This is a genomic window from Mesorhizobium sp. M4B.F.Ca.ET.017.02.2.1, from assembly GCF_003998955.1.
GTDB lineage: Bacteria > Pseudomonadota > Alphaproteobacteria > Rhizobiales > Rhizobiaceae > Mesorhizobium > Mesorhizobium abyssinicae.
In genome coordinates, this window is sequence record NZ_RZOF01000464.1 from 1 (window position 1) to 3946 (window position 3946).

Annotated in this window: 2 protein-coding genes; one reads left to right on the forward strand and one right to left on the reverse strand. The window is 67.4% G+C overall.

What is annotated here, in order from left to right; all coding sequences use genetic code 11:
- Positions 1–61: 61 nt before the first annotated feature.
- Positions 62–2374 (reverse strand): glucose/quinate/shikimate family membrane-bound PQQ-dependent dehydrogenase, encoded by a 2313-nt coding sequence (locus EN738_RS31980; RefSeq protein ID WP_127287069.1) that lies wholly within the window; start codon positions 2372–2374, stop codon positions 62–64.
- Between the two features lie 250 nt (positions 2375–2624).
- Here EN738_RS31980 and EN738_RS31985 point away from each other — a divergent pair.
- Positions 2625–3946, forward strand: a 1322-nt coding sequence (locus EN738_RS31985) for a helix-turn-helix transcriptional regulator (protein WP_127287070.1), incomplete at its 3' end; no start/stop codon positions are given.

Consider the following 3946-nt stretch of genomic DNA (forward strand, 5'->3'; position numbering starts at 1 on the left):
GCCAAGCACCTGATTGGTGAGATCCGGGCCTCAAAGGCCACCTCGGGCTCTGAAGAAGCCTTCACTTCGGCAAGGCGTAAGCCATCACATAATCACCCGGCTTGGTCCCGACCGAGCCGTGGCCGCCAGCGACGATGACCACGAACTGGCGGCCGTCGGCGACCGTATAGGTCATCGGCGTCGACTGGCCGCCGGCCGGCAGCCTGGCTTTCCAAAGCTGCCTGCCGGTCGTCAGATCATAGGCGCGCAGATAATCGTCGACAGCCGCCCCCAGGAACGCGACCCCACCGGCGGTGATCATCGGCCCGCCAATCCCAGGCACGCCGACCTTGAACGGCAGCGGCAGCGGTGTCATGTCGCGCACGGTGCCGTTGCGGTGCTTGTAGGCGATCTTGCCGGTCCTGAGATCGGCGCCGGCGACATAGCCCCAGGGCGGCGCCTGGCAGGGGATGCCGAGCGGCGACAGGAACGGCCCCATCACCACCGCGTAAGGCGCGCCCTCGTTGCGGTTGAGCCCTTGTTCGCTGCCGCGTCCTTCGTCCGGTGGCGGCACCTGGTCGCGCGGGATGAGCTGCGACTTGAACGCCAGATAGGTCGGCATGCCGAACATCACCTGCCGGACCGGATCGACTGCCACGCCGCCCCAGTTGAAGACGCCGAAATTGCCGGGATAGACCAGCGAGCCCTGCACGGATGGCGGCGTGTAGCGACCCTCGTAGCGCAGGCCCTTGAGCTCGATCCGGCAGGCCAGCTGGTCGAACATGGTGATGCCCCACATGTCGGCGCCGGTCAGCGGCTTCGGATTGAAGGAGAGGTCCGATTCCGGCTGCGTCGGCGAGGTGTGGTCGCCCTCGATCGCGCCGCCCGGCGCCGGCACCTCCTTGACGGGAATGATCGGCTCGCCGCTGCGCCGGTCGAGCACGTAAAGATCGCCCTGCTTGGTCGGCCCGACCAGCCCCGGCACGACGCCGCTCGACGTGGTGATGTCGACCAGCGATGGCTGCGCCGGCACGTCCATGTCCCAAAGGTCATGATGCACGGTCTGCCGCACCCAGCGCACCTGCCCGCTGTTGAGGTCGAGCGCGGTGATCGAGGACGAGAATTTCTCGACATTGGCGCTGCGCCCGGCGCCGAGCTGGTCCGGCGTCTGGTTGCCGAGCGGCACGTAGAGCAGGCCGAGCTTCTCGTCGGCGCTCGGCGTCGACCACATGTTGGGCGAGTTGTTGGTGTAGTTTTGGCCGGCCGGCAGCGGCGTCGTCTGGTCCGGATTGCCGGAATCCCAGTTCCACAGCAGCGCGCCGCTGTCGACGTCGAAGGCGCGGATGACGCCCGACGGTTCCTGCGTGGAATAATTGTCGTTGACCGCGCCGCCGACGATGATCTTGCCGCCGACGATGAGCGGCGCCGAGGTCGAATAGTAGTAGCCCGACTTCGGATACGGCATGTTGGCGAGCAGGTTCAGCGTGCCGCCCTCCGCAAAGGAGGCACACACCTGCCCGTTCGCGGCGTCGAGCGCGATCAGCCGCGCGTCGGAGGTCGGCAGATAGACGCGCGCGGCGCATGGCTCGCCGGCGGCGATCTTGCCGTCGGCATAATAGGACACGCCGCGGCAGGTCTGGTGTTGCCGGTTGGGATCGAGCTTGATCTTCGGGTCGAAGCGCCATTTCTCCTTGCCGGTCGTGGCATCGATGGCGATGGCGAAATTGTGCGGCGTGCAGATGTAGAGCGCATCGCCAATCTTCAGCGGCGTCACCTGATAGGTCGTCTCGCCGATATCGTCCGGACCCTTCACGTCGCCAGTACGATAGGTCCAGGCCGGCTGCAGCGAAGCCACGTTGTCGACGGTGATCTGGTTGAGCGGCGAATAGCGCTGGCCGAAGGGCGTGCGCCCGTAGAAGTGCCATTCGCCTTCCGGCACGTTGCCGCCGAGATCGGCCGTCGGCGTCACCTTGTCGGCGCTGAGCTCGCCGGCAATGTCCTTTGGGTCGGCGGTCATCGAATAGCCGGCCACGGCCAGCGAGGCCAGCACCGCCAGGATCAGCGGCGCGCGTCCATCGGGACCGGTGAGCCCTCGCCTCGCCCATGGCGTCAGCAGCCACAGCGCCAAAAGCACGATGACGCCGCCGCGCGGACCCAGATCCCACCAGTCGAAGCCGGCTTCCCACACCGCCCAGCACAGCGTGCCGATCACGATCGCCGCATAGAGCCAAAGTCCTGTCGACCTGCGCCGGAACAGGAGCCAGGCGGTGATGAGGAAAGCAAGGCCGACAATGACGTAGTACCAGCTGCCGCCGAGCATCGCCAACCGGATGCCGCCGCCGCCAAGAACCAGACCGATGAGAGCAAGGATTACGGCGGTGAGGATGGTTGCCATGACGACACTCCTTCAGGCGCAGCAGGCGAGCGTCCGGAAACCGCCGTCGCCAAATGCAACCGTAACGCGCTTTCGAGTCTGTTTCACCTCGCCGCCGTAGTTTTCTGCCCGCTCGCGCGAGGTGTCAAATTAGCAGGACAATATCCAACGATGTCGCGGGCATTGCTCGGTCCTGCCGTTCACGTCGAAATGACGAAGCCTGGCGGTCGCCATTCTTCTGCCGGCAATCGGGCGATGCTATGCTTTGCCGATGAAGGCCGACGCCGCCTCGTTGCTTGAAAAGGCCCGCCACGCCTACGCGCAGCGGGCATGGGCGGATGCGTTCGCGCTTCTGCAGGCCATGGACGCGATCGCGCCGCTGGGTCCGGACGATCTCGAACGGCAGCTCTGGTCGGCCGCCATGCTCGACCGCGATCAGGACAGCCAGGTCGCCGGTGACCGCCTGTTCGAGGCCTATGTCGAAGCGGGCCGTTACGACCGGGCGGCGTATTGGGCGTTCTTTCGCGGCTTCCGCCTTCTCGCCCTCGGCGAGGAAGGCCACGCGACGGCCTGCATCCAGCAGGCCCAGCGCCTGGCCGACGGCTTCGGTCGCGAATGCGCGGCGCATGGCTATCTGATCTTGCTGGCGGCCCAGAAGGAACTCATGACGGGTAACGATCCGGCCGCCGCGCCGCTGGCGAGCCAGGCCCTGGCGATCGGCGAGCGCTGTTGCGATATCGACCTCGTCGCCTTCGCCAGATGCTATCTCGGCCGTGCGCTGGTGCGGCAGGGCCGGATCGACGAAGGCATCGCCTCGCTCGACGAGGCCATGCTGCCGGCCGTCGACGGAAAGCTCTCGCCCATCGTCACCGGCCTCATCTATTGCAACCTCATCGCCGCATGCCGGCAGGTCTATGCGCTCGACCGCTCGCGCGAATGGACCGAGGCGCTGTCGAACTGGTGCGGAACGCAGCCGCAGCTTGTCCAGTTCAACGGCGTCTGCCTTTTGCACCGCGCCGAGATCATGGAATTGAACGGCGCCTGGCAGGACGCGATCGCCGAGGCACGCCGCGCGACGACGTCGTTGGCCCATACCACCGCCAGCGAGGCGGCGGCGGGCGCGGCCTACCAGGAGGCCGAAATCCATCGCTTGCGCGGCGAGTTCGCCGCCGCCGAGGACCTCTACCGCACTGCCAGCAGGCTCGGGCTCGAACCGCAGCCCGGCATGGCGCTGCTGCGGCTGGCGCAGGGCCGGGCCGAACAGGCTGCGGCAACCCTTCGCCGCGTGCTCGCCACGACCAAGGCTCCACTCGGCCGCGCCCGCCTGCTGCCGGCGCTGGTCGAGATCATGATCGCCGCCGGCGCAATCGAGGAGGCACGCGACGCCTGCCAGGAGCTGGAAGCGATCGCCAGCCGTTTCGCGACCGACATCCTGGCGGCGATGGCCTCGCAGGCGAGAGGCGAGATCGACTTGCACGAAGGCAGCGCCGCGACCGCGCTCGGCCATATCCGCGCCGCGCTGACGACCTGGCAGCGTGCCGGCGCTCCCTATCTCGAGGCGCGGCTGCGCGTGCTTGCAGGGCAGGCCTGCCG

Excerpts from the sequence above, each read along its gene's own strand:
- EN738_RS31980 (WP_127287069.1), bottom strand. The coding sequence starts at position 2,374 with ATGGCAACCATCCTCACCGCCGTAATCCTTGCTCTCATCGGTCTGGTT.